At 61.3% G+C, this 15,593-nt stretch carries 13 protein-coding genes; 3 read left to right on the plus strand and 10 right to left on the minus strand.

The window, feature by feature from the left end; genetic code table 11:
• Window positions 1-166 precede the first annotated feature (166 nt).
• The 4 genes from DOCECA_RS24675 to DOCECA_RS24690 form a co-directional block, all read right to left on the minus strand.
• Window positions 167-1,147 carry a FecR domain-containing protein gene (locus tag DOCECA_RS24675; protein WP_434609156.1) on the minus strand — a complete coding sequence of 327 codons (981 nt, stop codon included), beginning with the start codon at window positions 1,145-1,147 and terminating at the stop codon, window positions 167-169.
• Window positions 1,144-1,662: an RNA polymerase sigma factor gene (locus DOCECA_RS24680; RefSeq protein WP_420764918.1), complete on the minus strand. Its 519-nt coding sequence runs from the start codon at window positions 1,660-1,662 to the stop codon at window positions 1,144-1,146. Before DOCECA_RS24680 ends, DOCECA_RS24675 begins: the two co-directional genes overlap by 4 nt.
• 220 nt (window positions 1,663-1,882) lie before the next feature.
• On the minus strand, window positions 1,883-2,590 hold the full coding sequence (locus tag DOCECA_RS24685; protein WP_434609160.1) for a 3'-5' exonuclease: 708 nt from the start codon (window positions 2,588-2,590) through the stop codon (window positions 1,883-1,885).
• Window positions 2,587-4,521 carry a putative nucleotidyltransferase substrate binding domain-containing protein gene (locus tag DOCECA_RS24690; RefSeq protein WP_434611501.1) on the minus strand — a complete coding sequence of 645 codons (1,935 nt, stop codon included), beginning with the start codon at window positions 4,519-4,521 and terminating at the stop codon, window positions 2,587-2,589. Before DOCECA_RS24690 ends, DOCECA_RS24685 begins: the two co-directional genes overlap by 4 nt.
• Window positions 4,522-4,780: 259 nt before the next feature.
• Here DOCECA_RS24690 and DOCECA_RS24695 point away from each other — a divergent pair, with 259 nt between their 5' ends.
• Window positions 4,781-5,227 carry a response regulator gene (locus DOCECA_RS24695; RefSeq protein WP_060740319.1) on the plus strand — a complete coding sequence of 149 codons (447 nt, stop codon included), beginning with the start codon at window positions 4,781-4,783 and terminating at the stop codon, window positions 5,225-5,227.
• 219 nt (window positions 5,228-5,446) lie between these two features.
• On the opposite strand, the gene DOCECA_RS24700 is transcribed toward DOCECA_RS24695, so the two are convergent.
• On the minus strand, window positions 5,447-7,624 hold the full coding sequence (locus tag DOCECA_RS24700; RefSeq protein ID WP_445571222.1) for a malate synthase G: 2,178 nt from the start codon (window positions 7,622-7,624) through the stop codon (window positions 5,447-5,449).
• A 438-nt stretch (window positions 7,625-8,062) separates the two neighbouring features.
• Here DOCECA_RS24700 and DOCECA_RS24705 point away from each other — a divergent pair, with 438 nt between their 5' ends.
• Entirely contained in the window at window positions 8,063-8,581 is a 519-nt protein-coding gene (locus DOCECA_RS24705; RefSeq protein ID WP_445571223.1) for a glycine cleavage system protein R, read from the plus strand.
• Between the two features lie 217 nt (window positions 8,582-8,798).
• On the opposite strand, the gene rarD is transcribed toward DOCECA_RS24705, so the two are convergent.
• From rarD to DOCECA_RS24730, 5 genes are all read right to left on the minus strand, one after another.
• A complete protein-coding gene (gene rarD / locus DOCECA_RS24710) occupies window positions 8,799-9,686 on the minus strand; it encodes an EamA family transporter RarD (protein ID WP_445571224.1) in 888 nt (295 codons plus the stop codon).
• 122 nt (window positions 9,687-9,808) lie between these two features.
• A complete protein-coding gene (locus DOCECA_RS24715; protein WP_420764913.1) occupies window positions 9,809-10,783 on the minus strand; it encodes a serine/threonine protein kinase in 975 nt (324 codons plus the stop codon).
• A gap of 129 nt (window positions 10,784-10,912) precedes the next feature.
• Complete coding sequence (locus DOCECA_RS24720; protein WP_445571225.1) at window positions 10,913-12,814, minus strand: PhoX family protein; 1,902 nt, start codon at window positions 12,812-12,814, stop codon at window positions 10,913-10,915.
• Window positions 12,815-12,881: 67 nt separating this feature from the next.
• Window positions 12,882-13,646 carry a TOBE domain-containing protein gene (locus DOCECA_RS24725; protein ID WP_445571226.1) on the minus strand — a complete coding sequence of 255 codons (765 nt, stop codon included), beginning with the start codon at window positions 13,644-13,646 and terminating at the stop codon, window positions 12,882-12,884.
• Between the two features lie 55 nt (window positions 13,647-13,701).
• Window positions 13,702-14,442: a double zinc ribbon domain-containing protein gene (locus DOCECA_RS24730; RefSeq protein ID WP_445571227.1), complete on the minus strand. Its 741-nt coding sequence runs from the start codon at window positions 14,440-14,442 to the stop codon at window positions 13,702-13,704.
• A 91-nt stretch (window positions 14,443-14,533) separates the two neighbouring features.
• Between DOCECA_RS24730 and bioB the strand changes: the two genes are divergently transcribed.
• Complete coding sequence (bioB, locus tag DOCECA_RS24735) at window positions 14,534-15,589, plus strand: biotin synthase BioB (protein WP_434561957.1); 1,056 nt, start codon at window positions 14,534-14,536, stop codon at window positions 15,587-15,589.
• The last annotated feature ends 4 nt before the right edge of the window (window positions 15,590-15,593 follow it).

Below are 15,593 nucleotides of genomic sequence, written 5' to 3' on the forward strand. Positions count from 1 at the left end.
TGATAGGGCTGGAGGAAAATAATTTAGATTCAGATTGCGGCCGGTGGCTTTGTGGTGGGGCCAATGGCCTCATCGCGAGCAAGCTCGCTCCCACATGGGACTGAAGTGCAAACCCCTGTGGGAGCGAGCTTGCTCGCGATGAGGCCATCACTGGCAACAATACGCTTCAGCGCTTGGCTTCAGCCCTAGGCCCCACCACCACCCACCAACGCGTGTGATGCTCGACCTGCACCGGCAGGGTCGGCAGCAGGGCGGTCAGGGCCAGGTCGGTGTCGTGCAGCGGAAAGCTGCCGGTGATGCGCAAGTCCGCCACCTGGGGCTCGACGCCGAGATATCCACGCCGGTAACGCCCCAGCTCCCGGATCAAATCTTCAAGGCGCGCGTTGTCCACCACCAGCATCCCGCGGGTCCAGGCATCGGCCCCCGCGTTCAAGGCCACGGCCGGCCCGAGGCCATCCCGGTGCATCAGCACTTGCTGGCCTTCGCGCAGGATCTGTTCTCCTTCGCTGCGCTGCGGGTGCGCCGCCACCGCCGATTTCAACACACTCAAGCGTGTGCCCTGGTCTTCGAGCTTGACCAGAAAACGCGTGCCCAAGGCGCGCATGCTGCCTTCGCGAGTCTCGACGATGAACGGCCGCGGATCGTTGTGGCCGGTCTCCACGAGAATCTCGCCTTCCTGCAAAACGATAAGCCGCTGCTTGTCGTCGAAACGTACATCCAGCGCACTGTGGGTATTGAGGTTGACCACCGTGCCGTCCGCCAGGCGCAACGTGCGCTGTTCGCCCGTGGCGGTGCGCTGGTCGGCCAGCCAATAATCCAGCGGCAGGTAACGGTCGCCGGCGAACAGCGCCAGGCCGATGACCGCGACGACACTGGCCAGGCCACTGCCAACCTTGCGCACCCGTCGCCGGATGCTGGCCTTCGATTGCAGCAACGCGGCCCGGGCAGGTCCGCTGGCGATGCTGAAGCGTTGGTCAAGCATGCCGAGCTGTTGCCAGGCGCGGGCGTGCTCTTCATCGGCGGCGTGCCATTGAGCGAATGCTTCCCGCTCCTGGGGACTGCCGCAGCCAGAGTCCAGGGACAGCTGCCAGGCAATGGCCGCATCGAGAACGCGCGCCGAGACCGGTTTGCCAAGGGCTGCGGTCATGTCGGCTCACCATAAAGCGCGATGTAGCATTGCCGCATGCCTTGGGCCAGGTATTGCCGTACCCGCGGGACCGAAACGCCAAGGCGCTCGGCGATCTCTGCGTGGCCGAGGCCGTCGAGGCGGTTGTAGAGGAATGCCGCCCGGGCCTTGCTGGATAATTTTCCAAGCAGGCGATCGATATTCTTCAGGTCTTCGAGAATCAATTGTTGCTCTTCCACCGACGGCTGCTCGCCTTTCGGGACCAGCATCAGTTCGGTCAGATAGGCCTGTTCGAGCGCGGCCCTACGGAAGTAGTCGAACAACAGTCCCTTGGCGATCGCCAGCAGGAACGCGCGCGGCTCGCGGGGCGCCTTCAACTCCTCGCGCCCCAGCAAGCGCACAAAGGTGTCCTGGCTCAGGTCCTCGGCCCGTTGCGCACAGGCCACGTTGCGTCGCAGCCACGCCAATAGCCAAGCGCGATGGTCGCGGTATAACGCACCAACCAGATCACTATGAGGACTGGGGACTGACGACACAGAGCATCACCGATGTTTTAGGTAACGAGAATTGTTCGCGATTGTGGCAGAGGCGGGGGTGGGAAAGCAATTGGCGCTGGTCGGAGCCCATAACTCAATACTTCTGTGGGAGCGAGCCTGCTCGCGATAGCGGTGGGGCAGTGGCATTGAGGTTCACTGACACTGCGCCATCGCGAGCAAGCTTGCTCCCACAAAAGCTCCCGAGCGCTAGGGTCTTGGATTAAAGCGAAGGCGCCTGCTGCCGCCGTTTCCATTGTCCCAGGCGTTGCTGCAGGTCGAGCGGGCTGTGGATATCCTTCTGGCGGGCGCGGCTGAACAGGATCAGCGCCAGCTCCGCGGTGGCCAGGGCGTCGGCGCTGGCGTTGTGGCGATCGAAGACTTGCAACTTGAACCAGTCGATCCAGTCGTCCAGGCCTCCTTGGCGGATATGAGCCTGTGGGCAAAGCATCGGGGCCAGGTCCGCCACGTCGATGAAGGGATGCTGCAAGCGATAGCCCAGGTATTCCTTCAACGCTCGTCCGAGCATGTGGCTGTCGAAAGGCGCATGAAACGCCAGCAGTGGGCTGTCGCCGACGAACTCCATGAACGCCAGCAGCGCGTCGGCCGGGTCGCTGCCGGCGGCGATGGCGCTTGGCGCCAACCCGTGTATCAACACGCTTGGCCCGAGTTTTTGCTTGTCGCATTGCAAGGTCCGCTCGAACTGCTGGCTGAAGTCGATGGCGCCGTCTTCTATCACCACCGCACCGATGGACAACACTTGGTCTTTGTTCAGGTTCAGGCCGGTGGTTTCCAGATCGACCACGACCCAACGCTGTTCCCGCAGGCTGCATTCATTCAGTTGTGCTGCCGCGGGCAGGGCTTCCAGGCGCTGTTGCAAATCCTGCGACAACGTCGGCTGGACCGGACGCAGCCAGGAAAACAGGCTCACAGCTGATACCTCAACGTCAGGCTGCTTTGCAGACGTTGGGCCTGGCGCAGGGATTCGCGCAGGATCCGCCGGTCCAGGTGGTTGAGGCTGTCTGGATCGACGCGGTTGGAGTAGGGAAGGTTCTCCCGGGTCTGCAATTGGTGTTGTTGCATCCGGGTCTGCTGGATGAAGTGATAGGCCTCTTCATAAGCGGCGCCATCAAGCGGCTCGATGACTTCCTTGACCACCAGTTGCCGCAAGCGCTCCAGGGTATTGTTGGCTTCGATGCCATTGGCCAGGGCCAGCAGTCGCGCGCCGTCAACGAAAGGCGTCAGCCCTTGTACCTTTAAGTCGAGGGTGGCTTTTTCGCCGTTCTTGCGGGTCAGCACAAAGTCCCTGAAGCGTCCAACAGGCGGCCGATGGCGAAGAGCGTTTTCGGCCATCATGCGCTGGAACAATCGGTTGTCGGCCACTTGATCGAGAATCTGCTGGCGCAGTTGCTCGCAGCTTTGTTCATCTCCCCAGACCACTCGCAGGTCGAAATAGATGCTTGAGCCCAGCAGGTTCTCCGGCGTCGCTTCGCGGATGAAGGCCGCGAAGCGACGCGCCCATTCCGCGCGGGACAGGCACAGCTCGGGGTTGCCCGCCATGATGTTGCCTTTGCACAGGGTAAAACCGCACAGCGCCAGGCTCTGGTTGACCTGTTGGGCGATGGGCAACAGCAGGCCACGGATCTGCGCGGCGTGGGCGGCGTCCCGGGCTTCGAACAGGATGCCGTTGTCCTGGTCGGTATGAAGGGTCTGCTCGCGGCGGCCTTCGCTGCCGAAACACAGCCAACTGAAGGGCACGCCTGGGTCGCCTTTATCGGCCAGGGTCAGTTCGATGACCCGGCACACGGTGTGGTCGTTGAGCAAGGTGATGATATGGGTAATCTGGGTCGATGACGCGCCGTGGGCCAGCATGCGCTCCACCAGTTGGCCAATCTCTCCGCGCAGGGTGACCAGGTTTTCCACACGAGGGGCATTACGAATCGTGCGCGCCAGATGCACCAGGTCGACGCGTTGCAAGGAAAACAGATCCCGTTCCGACACCACGCCACACAGGCGATGCTCCTTGACCAGGCAGACATGGGCAATATGACGCTCGGTCATGGCAATGGCGGCATCGAAGGCGCTGTGCTCCGGTGACAGGAAAAACGGCGCCTGAGTCATGTGCATCGCAATCGACTCGGAAAAATCCCCGGTACCGTCGGCCACGACCTGACGCAGGTCGCGCAGGGTGAAAATGCCTACCGGCGCTTTCTGTTCGTTCACCACGACGATGCTGCCGACTTGTTGCTCATGCATGAGTTTGACGGCTTCGCGCAACGGTGTTTCAGGTGAACAACTGACCGGATGACGCATCGCCAGCTCGCCCAGGCGGGTGTTCAGCGAATATTGCGTGCCCAGCGTCTGGGCAGATTTTTGCTGCACTTGCTGGTTGACCAGGTCGAGCAGGCTGCTGACGCCGCGCAAGGCAAAGTCGCGAAACGGGCCGGACAAGGCAAACAGCTTGATGAACGCCAACTTGTTCAGTTGCAGACAGAACGTATCTTCACCGGCCCGATGCTCGGTGCGGGTAGCGCGCTCACCCAACAGGGCGGCGAGGGGGAAGCATTCGCCCGTGGTGATTTCAAAAGTGGTCTCGGTGCCGCCCTTCGCTGAATGGGGACGCTCGCCCACCACCCGGCCCTGCTTGACGATATAGAAGTGTTCCACCGGGCCGTCGGCCGGCTTGATGATCGTTTCGCCCGGCGCGTAGAAGCGCAGCAGGCATTGCTCCACCAGATAGGCCAGGTGGGCGTTTTCCATCTGGTTGAACGGGGGGAAGCGCTGGAGGAATTGCAACGTCCCCTGAATGTTCTGCAACACGGCGGTTTTCCCTGCCTGGATGAAGGCGTCCGCTTTTTTCATAACCATTGCGCAATCTTTTTCGAATTGTTGTGGTCGGATCTGTTCGCCATGGTCGGCCTCTGAACGTGGAGTGCCCATTGGACGTAAGTCTAGGTCGCCACGATAGAGCCGGAACTACGGAAATATCCCACGCCTCGCCTCGGAAAATTCTTCAGGGAAGACTCTTGGAAAAAAATCCGACGAAGTGCACATTGAAGCGCCGCAGAACGATGTCTGACCACTGTGCCAAGGGATCGATTCAAGGAACGTAGAGAGCACCATGTCCGACCACGATATTTTGAGTGACGCCGAGCGCGAGGCGCTGAGTGCCGTCATGCTGGAACCCGACCTGCCGCCGCAGCGTGTGTTGATCGTCGATGACGACAAGGACGCCCGCGAGCTGTTGTCGGAAATCCTGGCATTGGACGGCATCCACTGCATGACCGCCGCGAGTGGCGAAACCGCGCTCAAGATGTTGGAGACCAAGCCGTCCATCGGCCTTCTGATCACGGACCTTCGCATGGGCAATGTCGATGGCCTTGAACTGGTGCGCCTGGTGCGCGAGTCGGAGCGTGCGGCGCTGCCGATCATCATTGTGTCCGGCGACGCCGACGTGAAGGATGCCATCGAGGCGATGCACTTGAGCGTGGTGGATTTCCTGCTCAAGCCGATCGATACCGACAAGCTGCTGGGGCTGGTCAAGCATGAGTTGGGGATGGATCTCTAGACCGCTGTACTGGCTGGTTTTTTGTGGCGAGGGAGCTTGCTCCCGCTCGACTGCGCAGCAGTCGCAAGTCCGCAGATAAGGTTTCAAAATAGCTGAAAAGAAGGGCTGCTGCGCACCCCAGCGGGAGCAAGCGCCCTCGCCACAAAAGCAGTTAGGGATCGCAAATGAAAAAGCCCTGGTCTTTCGGCCAGGGCTTTTTCATTGCTATCTACCGCTCAATCACAGCCCATTGGCGGCCTTGAACTCGCGTCGGCGACGGTGCAGCACCGGCTCGGTGTAGCCGTTTGGTTGCCGGGTGCCTTCGATCACCAGCTCGACCGCCGCCTGGAAGGCGATGTTGCTGTCGAAGTCCGGCGCCAGTGGGCGGTACAGCGGGTCGCTGGCGTTCTGGCGGTCCACGACCGGTGCCATGCGCTTGAGGCTTTCCATCACCTGCTCTTGCGTGACGATGCCGTGGCGCAACCAGTTGGCGATGTGCTGGCTGGAAATGCGCAGCGTCGCGCGGTCTTCCATCAGGCCGATGTCATTGATGTCCGGCACCTTGGAGCAGCCGACACCCTGGTCGATCCAGCGCACCACGTAGCCAAGGATGCCCTGGGCGTTGTTGTCCAGTTCGTGTTTGATCTGCTCTGCCGTCCAGTTCGGGTTGACGGCCAGCGGGATGGTCAGGATGTCGTCCACCGAGGCGCGCGCACGCTTGGCCAGTTCGGCCTGGCGGGCGAACACGTCGACCTTGTGGTAGTGCAGCGCATGCAGCGCGGCGGCGGTCGGCGACGGAACCCAGGCGGTGTTGGCGCCGGCCATCGGGTGAGCGATCTTTTGTTCGAGCATCGCTGCCATCAGGTCCGGCATCGCCCACATGCCCTTGCCGATTTGCGCGCGGCCTTGCAAGCCGGTGCTCAAGCCGATGTCGACGTTCCAGTTTTCATAGGCGCCGATCCACTTCTCGGCCTTCATGTCGGCCTTGCGCACCATCGGGCCGGCTTCCATGCAGGTGTGGATTTCGTCGCCGGTGCGGTCCAGGAAGCCGGTGTTGATGAACACCACGCGCTCGCTGGCAGCCTTGATGCAGGCCTTGAGGTTGACCGTGGTACGGCGCTCCTCGTCCATGATGCCGACCTTGAGCGTGTTGCGCGGCAGGTTCAACACGTCTTCGACGCGGCCGAACAGTTCGTTGGTGAACGCCACTTCTTCCGGGCCGTGCATCTTCGGCTTGACGATGTACACCGAACCGGTGCGGCTGTTGCGGCGCGAGGTGTTGCCGTTGAGGCTGTGGATCGCCGCGAGGCTGGTGACCAGCCCGTCGATGATGCCTTCCGGCACTTCGTTGCCGTCCTTGTCCAGGATCGCGTCGATGGTCATCAGGTGACCGACGTTGCGCACGAACAGCAGCGAGCGACCGTGCAGCGTCAAGCCCGAACCGTCGACGGCGGTGTAGGCGCGGTCGGGGTTCATGGTGCGGGTGAAGGTCTGGCCGCCCTTGGTGACTTGCTCGGACAGGTCGCCTTTCATCAAGCCGAGCCAGTTGCGGTAGATCACCACTTTGTCATCGGCATCGACCGCGGCAACCGAGTCTTCGCAGTCCATGATGGTGGTCAGCGCGGCTTCCATCAGGATGTCTTTGACACCGGCGGCGTCGGTTTGGCCGACGGGGGTGCTGGCGTCGATCTGGATCTCGAAGTGCAGGCCGTTGTGTTTCAGCAGCACCGCGCTCGGCGCCGACATATCGCCTTGGAAACCGATCAGTTGGGCGTCGTCGCGCAGGCCGCTGTTGGCGCCGCCCTTGAGGGCCACCACCAGCTTGCCGTCGACGATTTTGTAGGCAGTGGAATCAACATGGGAGCCGGCCGCCAGGGGGGCCGCTTCGTCGAGAAATGCGCGGGCGAAGGCGATGACCTTGTCGCCGCGCACCTTGTTGTAGCCTTTGCCTTTTTCCGCGCCATCGGCTTCGCTGATGGCGTCGGTGCCGTACAACGCGTCGTACAACGAACCCCAGCGGGCGTTCGAGGCGTTGAGGGCGAAGCGGGCGTTCATCACCGGCACTACCAGTTGTGGGCCGGCCATGCGGGCGATTTCGTCATCGACGTTTTGAGTCGTGGCCTGGAAATCCGCCGCTTCTGGCAGCAGGTATCCAATGTCTTGCAGGAAGGCTTTGTAAGCCACGGCGTCGTGGGCCTGGCCGGCACGGGCCTGGTGCCAGGCGTCGATCCGTGCCTGGAAGTCGTCGCGTTTGGCGAGTAGGGCTTTGTTCTTCGGAGCCAGGTCATGGATGACCTTGTCGGCGCCGGCCCAGAATGCGTCGGCGGTGAGGCCGGTTCCGGGAATGGCTTCGTTATTAACGAAGTCGAACAGGACTTTGGCGACCTGCAGGCCACCGACTTGAACGTGTTCAGTCATTGCTTGCCTCACTCTGCTCAGCTATTTCGCTTTTCAGCTCTTCGATTTTGACAATGAAGCCTCGGGACATTTAAACCACAAACCCCTGAACCAGTACATGCCATCGCTGGCGGCTGGGTTGTTAAGCCTTGCTGGACGGGGCTTTCAGGGGTGCGACTGGCCTTAAGCAGACATCGGTACAACAGGATTGCCGCGATTATGTAGTGCTCGCTGGGGAATACTACATGATCATTTGCGCTTGTGAAAATTAGACTAATTGCGTCGTTCTGCGACCGACTAAAGCAGTACAGTCATTGCGCGGCATGGGATGTTCTCAAAAAACAGATAGATTGTTCCAGATAAATCTCAATAACTGTACACATTAACGAAAAATGCCCCGGCCGCGCCGTGGGCGGGCCTTGCCTATACTGTCCTCTCCATCCATTACAGGGCTGCGCCATGGACCATCTCGTCATTACTGTTTTCGCCCCGGACAAACCAGGGCAGGTCGAGCGAATCGCCCAATGCATCGCCGAACATGGCGGAAACTGGCTGGACAGCCGCATGTCCCACCTCGCCGGGCAGTTTGCCGGAATCCTGCGTCTCAGCGCCCCGGCCGACTCCCATGAAGAGTTGATCGAAGCCTTGCAAGGCCTGTCGGCCCATGGCATTCGCGTGCTGATCGCCGAGAACGCGATCGAAGAATCCTGCACCTGGAAACCTATCGCGATGGAATTGGTGGGCAATGACCGTCCGGGTATCGTGCGCGACATCACTCGTCTGCTGAGCGAGCAGGGCGTGAACGTCGAGCGCTTGATCACCCAGGTGCGACCGGCACCGATGAGCAGCGAGTTGCTGTTCCATGCCGAGGCGATCCTTGGGGTGCCGTTGACCTTGTCGCTGGACACGCTGCAGGCATGCCTGGAAACCCTGGCCGATGAATTGATGGTTGAGTTGAAATTCAGCGACGAAACCTGACAGGTGTTATCCAAGGAAAAACTGCGCCTGCCTGTGGATAACCTGTAGAGACCTGGCGCCAGCCCAGGCCCGTCGGGCCTCAGCCAGCGATGATCAAAAAATCACCAGTTTTCAAGGGGTTGTGCACAAACGGCGGGGATCACGTTGTGGATAACCTTTGGAAGGATAAGCGCAGGCCACGCAAAACGTGGCCTGTAGAGGTGTGTGCGTTTTTTGATCAGCTGCGACGGCGCATGCCGATCACGGCATCGATGCTGTACACAGCCAAACCGGCCCAGATGAACAGGAATGCCATCAGCGTGCTGGAGGACAGGTGCTCGTCGAACAGCAGCACTGCAAGCAGCAGCACGAGGGTTGGGGCGATGTATTGCAGGAAACCCAGCGTGGTATAGGGCAGGTGTCGCGCCGCCGCGTTGAAGCACACCAATGGCACGAGCGTCACGGGGCCGGCCGCCACCAGCCACCACGCTTCGGACGTGGTCCATAACGCGGCCTGGGCACTGGTGGCAGTCGGGTTGAACAGCAGCCACGCGATGGCGATCGGCACCAGCATCCATGTTTCCACCACCAGCCCGGGCAAAGCCTTCACTGGTGCTTGCTTACGGATCAAGCCGTAGAAGCCAAAAGTCAGCGCCAGCACCAGCGATACCCACGGCAGGCTGCCCACCTGCCAGACCTGCTGGGCCACGCCAACCGCCGCCAGCCCTACGGCCACCCACTGCATGCGCCGCAGCCGCTCACCCAGGATCAACATGCCCAGCAACACGTTGACCAGCGGATTGATGTAGTAGCCCAGGCTGGCTTCAAGCATCCGACCATTATTCACAGCCCAGACATAGGTCAGCCAATTGGCCGCGATGAGCGTGCCGCTCAGGGCCAGAATAGCCAGGCGACGCGGATTGTCCCGCAACTCGCGCCACCAGCCAGGGTGTTTCCAGACCATCAGCAACGCCCCGCCGAACAAGGCCGACCAGAGTACTCGGTGGATGATGATTTCCACCGATGGGACGCTGGCGATGGCTTTGAAATAAATCGGGAACAGACCCCAGATGATGTAGGCGCTCAGGCCCAGGATGTACCCGCGACGCGGGTTGGCGGCTTGCATGCAGAATCCTTGCTTAGGCAGCTAACAAAAAAATGATTGTAAGGAGATTTGTCTGATTGTGCAGCGAACCTTTTATTGCCGATCCCACAGGGTTTTTCAGTGGCTTTTGGAACCCAGCCCAATCAGAACAACTTCAACGGCTCTTCATTGAGCGCCGCCAATTGCTCGCGCAGTGCCAACACCTGGTCGCCCCAATAACGCTCACTGCCAAACCACGGGAAGCTTCGCGGAAACGCCGGATCATCCCAGCGGCGGGCCAGCCAGGCGCTGTAGTGCATCAGGCGCAGGGCACGCAGGGGTTCGATCAGTGCCAGTTCGCGCGGGTCGAAGTCATGGAATTCCTGATAGCCGTCCATTAATTCCGATAGCTGGCCCAGGCACTCCTGGCGATCCCCGGCGAGCATCATCCATAGATCCTGCACGGCCGGGCCCATGCGACAGTCATCCAGGTCGACGATGTGGAACACCTCGTCGCGGCACATCATGTTGCCGGGATGGCAATCGCCATGCATGCGGATGTTCTGATGGGGCGTGGCGGCGTAGACCTCTTCGACACGCTTGAGCAGATCCCTGGCCACCGACTCGTAGGCGGGTAGCAGGCTCGTGGGGACGAAACCACTTTGCAGTACCGTCTCCAGCGAGTCATGGCCGAAGTTCTTCACGCCCAGCGCTTCACGGTGCTCGAACGGGCGGGTGGCTCCGATCGCATGCAAGCGCCCGAGCAGTTGGCCCAGGCGATAGAGCTGATCGAGATTGCCCGGCTCCGGCGCTCGTCCACCTCGACGGGGAAACAGGGTGAAACGAAACCCTGCGTGCTCATGCAGGCTGGCGCCGTTGTGAATCAGCGGTGCCACCACCGGCACTTCGTGATCAGCCAGTTCGAAGGTGAAGCGGTGCTCTTCCAGGATGGCTTCGTTGGTCCAGCGCTGCGGACGATAAAACTTGGCGATCAGCGGTTCTGCATCTTCGATGCCCACTTGATAAACGCGGTTTTCGTAGCTGTTGAGGGCCAGCACCCGGGCATCACTGAGAAAGCCGATGCTTTCGACGGCATCCAGGACCAGGTCGGGCGTGAGGGTTTCAAACGGATGGGACATGCTGACTCCTGCGCAGCGGCAGGGCTGCCGCGTCCGGCCCAGCATGGTAGCGCAAAGCGGTCATGATGGGTCGGTAGGCATTGGGTCGCTCTTCGTGGCGAGGAAGCAAGCTCCCCCGCCAGGAAAGTGTCAGGCGCCGATGACGCCGCCGTCTTCGCGGGTAATCACCATCACCGAAGAGCGTGGCTTGCCGTTGGGCAGATGCTCGGGGAACGTCGAGCCGCCGTTTTCGCCTGGATGCTGGATGCCGACGAATATGGCCTTGTAGTCCGGGGCGAAACTGATCCCGGTGACTTCACAGCCCACCGGTCCGACCATGAAGCGGCGAATCTCACCGCTGTTGGGGTCGGCGCACAGCATCTGGTTGTTGCCCATTCCCGCAAAGTCCCCCGTGTTGCTGGAGTCGCCGTCGGTCTGGATCCACAGCCGCCCGCTCTTGTCGAAACCCAGGCCGTCAGGGCTGTTGAACATGTTTTGCGCGTTGACGTTGGACGATCCGGCCTTGGGCGTGCCGGCGTGTACCGTCGGGTTGCCGGCGACCACGAACAGGTCCCAGTCGAAGGTGTTGGCGGCGTGATCGTCGCGGTCGGTGCGCCAGCGCAGGATCTGCCCGTAGACGTTTTTCGCCCGGGGGTTGGGCCCGTCCACCGGCTGGCCGTCTTCGCCGCGCTTGGCGTTGTTGGTCAAGGTGCAATAGACCTGGCCGTCCTTGGGGCTTACCACGATCCACTCTGGGCGGTCCATGCGAGTGGCGCCAACGACGCTGGCGGCCAGTCGCGCATGGATCAGGACTTCGGCCTGGTCATTGAAGCCTTTTGCCGCGTCGAGGCCATTTTTGCCATGGGTCAGCTCGATCCACTGGCCTTTGCCTTTGGGATGGTCCGGATTGCCGTCCCCGGCGTCGAAGCGCGCCACGTACAAGGTGCCGTGGTCGAGCAGGTCGCGGTTGGCCTTGGCATTGCGGTGATCGATGCGATCACGGCTGACGAACTTGAAGATGAATTCGCCACGTTCGTCATCGCCCATGTACACAACCGCTCGCCCATCATCGGTCTGCGCCAGGGCGGCGTTTTCGTGTTTGAAACGGCCCAGGGCGGTGCGTTTCACCGGCGTGGATGTCGGATCGAACGGATCGATTTCCACCACCCAGCCATGGCGATTGAGTTCGTTGGGGTTCTTTGCCAGATCGAAGCGAGGGTCGTGCAAGTGCCAGTTGATTTCGCGGCTGGTGACGGTGGCGCCGTAGCGCTTTTGACCGTCATCGAATTTCAGGTCGGGCTGGCTGCTGCCGAAGCAGTCGGTGAAGTTTTCTTCGCAGGTCAGGTAAGTGCCCCATGGCGTCATGCCGTTGGCGCAGTTCTGGAAGGTCCCCAGCACATTCTTGCCGCTCTTGTCGGCGAGGGTTTTCACCCAGTCGTGACCGGCAGCCGGGCCGCTCAGGCGAATCGGCGTGTTGCCATGAATCCTGCGGTTGTAGCGCGAGTCCTGGACGAACTGCCATTGGCCTTGACGACGCTCGATCTCGATCACCGACACGCCTTCGCTGGCCTGGGCCTTGTGCACTTCTTCGGCCGACTGCGGTTGGCCGCCGTGGGGGAAGAGGTAGCGGTAGTTGGTGTACTCATTGTTGATCGCCATCAGCGCCCGGTTTTCGTCGCCAGGGAACGGGAACAGGCTCATGCCGTCGTTGTTGTCGCCAAACTGCACTTCCTGGGCGCGGGCGGTGCCGTTGCCGCTGGGGTCGAAAGCCGGGGCGTTTTTCTGTAGCGGCTGGCCCCAACTGATCAACACCGAGGCCTTGTAGCCTGGTGGGAGGGTAATGGTGTCGGTCGTCGCGGCGGCAATGCTGTCGAAGCCCAGCATGCTTTTGTTGCCTTCGCTCACGGCGGCGGCCATGACGCTGCGGCTCAGCAGGTTGCCGCCCAGGAACATCGCCGCGCCACACAGGGCACCCGCGCCGATGAAACGTCGACGGCTCAGGCCGACGATCTTTTCCAGATCGGTGGATTGGTTTTCTTCTAATAGGCTCATCATCGGGCTCCCTGCTGGTTTTGGCAGCCACCTTAAAGCGGGTCGATGACGATTTTGTTGCAGCGCTTTATAGGGGCGTGCCCAGCAGTACATTTGTCGAAGAAAACCGCACCTGCACCGGCGAATCGCAGGCCAGGTTGCGTTCGCCCAATTGAGACGGGGCGGCGAGGGCGCAAAGGGTCTGGCCGTTGGGCAGACCGATACGCACTTCGCTGGGGCCGTCTTCGGCGATGGCGATGTGTTCGATGATGCCGTGGAGCGTATTGGTCGACGGATCCTCCGGCTGATCGGAGGGGTACAGTTCCAGCCAGCCGGCCTTGATCAGCGCGACGACTTCGGTGCCGGTCTCCAGCTCCAACCGCTGCGTACTGTCATGAGTGATCTGCGCTTCAATGACCAGCCCGCGGGCCAGTTCAAGGCGAACACGATCGTTGTGGCCTTGGGCGGTGATATCGAGGACCTTGCCATGTAATTGGTTTCGGGCGCTGGTGCGCAGCATCAGGCGACCGAGCAAGCCCAGGTCGCCTGCGTCCTCGCTCGCTTCCAGAAGCTGGGCCTGCAAGGTTTGCAGGCGCTGGTAAAGACGCAGCACGCGCTGGCCTTCCTCCGACAGCTTTGCACCGCCTCCGCCCTTGCCACCAACGCTGCGCTCGACCAGTGGCCGGTCGGTCAGGTTATTCAACTCATCGATCGCGTCCCATGCCGCTTTGTAGCTCAGCCCGGCGCTCTTGGCCGCCCGAGTGATCGAGCCCTGCTCGGCGATGTGCTGCAACAGCGCGATGCGTTGTGGTCGGCGGACGATGTGTTGGGTCAGGAGCGTAGGCAATGACATGACGGAAACTGCGCGGGAATCGAAGCAAGGACGTTGGCGCCTCGGCGCCCGCGCGTCAAGCCGGGTCGCCGGGTTTCGGCGTGCGAGCCAGGCAATACACATCGACCCGAGCGGCGCCGGCTTCGAGTAGCAGATGCGCAAGCGTCTGGGCCGTCGCGCCTGTGGTGAGCACATCGTCCACCAGCGCCAGGTGACGGTTTGCCAAGGTTGCGTCGGGCGTCAGGGCGAAGGCATGGCGCAGGTTTCGACGTCTTGCCGGGGCGTCGAGGGCTTGCTGTGCAGGCGTGTCCTGGATGCGCTGCAACAGGTTTTCTTCGCAAGGGATGTGCAGCGGCCCGCTGAGCCAGCGGGCCAGCAATGTCGCCTGGTTGAACCCGCGTTGGCGCAGTCGACGAGCCGCCAGCGGTACCGGCACCAGCGCATCGGGTCGCTCCAGCCCTTCATCGAAATGATGTTGGACCGACTGCGCCAACAGTTCGCCCAGCAAACGGCCAAGCGGCCACTTGGCCTGATGCTTGAAGCGGGTGACCAGCGTGTCCACGGGAAAGTCATAGACCCATGGCGCCACGACCCGTTCGAAGGCCGGCGGTCGCGTGGCGCATTGTCCACAGCGGAGCCCGGCCATCGGCAGCGGAAGCGCACAGACGCTGCATTGATCGCCGAGCCAGGGCAACTCGCTTTCGCACGGCGTGCAGATGGGTTGCGGTGTGTCGGTGGATTCGCCGCACAGCAGACAGGTCTGTTTGTTTTTTAACCAGATGTAAACCGGTGTTGTGTATCGTGGTTGACAGCGCATGACTCTTCCTTAAATATGCCGAACATCCGTGTCGCGCCTGTGGGTATTCGATTCCCCCGGGCGCCAGCCAAGCATAATCAAGGAAATGCCCATGAGCGCCAGCACCACTGCCAACCTGCGTCATGACTGGTCTTTGGCCGAAGTCAAAGCACTCTTTGTCCAGCCATTCAATGATCTGTTGTTCCAGGCGCAGACCGTGCACCGCGCGCACTTCGACGCCAACCGCGTCCAGGTTTCCACGCTGCTGTCGATCAAAACCGGCGCTTGCCCGGAAGATTGCAAATATTGTCCGCAGTCCGGCCACTACAACACCGGGCTGGAAAAAGAGAAATTGCTCGAAGTGCAGAAGGTCCTCGAAGAGGCGGCGCGCGCCAAGGCCATCGGTTCGACCCGATTCTGCATGGGCGCGGCGTGGAAGCATCCGTCGGCCAAGGACATGCCTTACGTGCTGGAGATGGTCAAGGGCGTGAAGGCCATGGGGCTGGAAACCTGCATGACCCTCGGACGCCTCGACCAGGAGCAGACCGAAGCGCTGGCCCAGGCTGGCCTGGATTACTACAACCACAACCTGGACACCTCGCCTGAGTTCTACGGCAGCATCATCACCACCCGCACCTACAGCGAGCGCCTGCAGACCCTGGCCTATGTACGGGATTCGGGGATGAAAATCTGCTCCGGCGGCATCCTGGGCATGGGCGAATCCCTGGACGACCGTGCCAACCTGCTGATCCAACTGGCAAACCTGCCGGAGCACCCGGAATCGGTGCCGATCAACATGCTGGTCAAGGTCGCCGGCACGCCGCTGGAAAATGCCGAGGACGTCGATCCGTTCGATTTCATCCGCATGCTCGCCGTGGCGCGGATCATGATGCCCCAATCCCATGTACGTCTTTCCGCCGGCCGTGAAGCGATGAACGAGCAAATGCAGGCCCTGGCATTTTTTGCCGGCGCCAACTCGATTTTCTATGGCGACAAGCTGTTGACGACCGCCAACCCGCAAGCCGATAAGGATATGCAGTTGTTCGCACGCCTGGGCATCCAACCCGAAGCCCGCGAAGAACACGCTGACGAAGTGCACCAGGCGGCCATTGAACAGGCATTGGTGGAGCAGAAGAGCAGCGAGCAGTTTTATAACGCCGCTGTTTGATCGC

Source organism: Pseudomonas sp. E102 (genome assembly GCF_052660185.1).

Coding starts and splice junctions, on each gene's coding strand:
- DOCECA_RS24675 (WP_434609156.1), bottom strand. CDS start 1,147: ATGACCGCAGCCCTTGGCAAACCGGTCTCGGCGCGCGTTCTCGATGCG.
- DOCECA_RS24690 (WP_434611501.1), bottom strand. CDS start 4,521: ATGAAAAAAGCGGACGCCTTCATCCAGGCAGGGAAAACCGCCGTGTTG.
- DOCECA_RS24695 (WP_060740319.1), top strand. CDS start 4,781: ATGTCCGACCACGATATTTTGAGTGACGCCGAGCGCGAGGCGCTGAGT.
- DOCECA_RS24700 (WP_445571222.1), bottom strand. CDS start 7,624: ATGACTGAACACGTTCAAGTCGGTGGCCTGCAGGTCGCCAAAGTCCTG.
- DOCECA_RS24705 (WP_445571223.1), top strand. CDS start 8,063: ATGGACCATCTCGTCATTACTGTTTTCGCCCCGGACAAACCAGGGCAG.
- rarD (WP_445571224.1), bottom strand. CDS start 9,686: ATGCAAGCCGCCAACCCGCGTCGCGGGTACATCCTGGGCCTGAGCGCC.
- DOCECA_RS24715 (WP_420764913.1), bottom strand. CDS start 10,783: ATGTCCCATCCGTTTGAAACCCTCACGCCCGACCTGGTCCTGGATGCC.
- DOCECA_RS24720 (WP_445571225.1), bottom strand. CDS start 12,814: ATGAGCCTATTAGAAGAAAACCAATCCACCGATCTGGAAAAGATCGTC.
- DOCECA_RS24725 (WP_445571226.1), bottom strand. CDS start 13,646: ATGTCATTGCCTACGCTCCTGACCCAACACATCGTCCGCCGACCACAA.
- DOCECA_RS24730 (WP_445571227.1), bottom strand. CDS start 14,442: ATGCGCTGTCAACCACGATACACAACACCGGTTTACATCTGGTTAAAA.
- bioB (WP_434561957.1), top strand. CDS start 14,534: ATGAGCGCCAGCACCACTGCCAACCTGCGTCATGACTGGTCTTTGGCC.